Source organism: Streptomyces gottesmaniae (assembly GCF_031845845.1).
GTDB lineage: Bacteria > Actinomycetota > Actinomycetes > Streptomycetales > Streptomycetaceae > Streptomyces > Streptomyces akebiae.
Map to the genome: position 1 here is coordinate 1 of NZ_JAVRFJ010000194.1, position 286 is coordinate 286.

General features: G+C 59.1%; 1 rRNA gene. It reads right to left on the reverse strand.

What is annotated here, in order from left to right:
- Positions 1-286 (reverse strand): 23S ribosomal RNA (locus RM704_RS45025); the annotation flags it as partial.

Consider the following 286-nt stretch of genomic DNA (forward strand, 5'->3'; position numbering starts at 1 on the left):
CTCGGTATTCTCTACCTGACCACCTGAGTCGGTTTAGGGTACGGGCCGCCATGAAACTCGCTAGAGGCTTTTCTCGACAGCATAGGATCATCCACTTCACCACAATCGGCTCGGCATCAGGTCTCAGCCTCATGTGCGACGGATTTACCTATCGCACGGCCTACACCCTTACCCCGGGACAACCACCGCCCGGGATGGACTACCTTCCTGCGTCACCCCATCACTCACCTACTGCAAGTCTGGTTCGTCGGCTCCACCACTCCCCTTTGCCCGAAGGCTCCGGGGC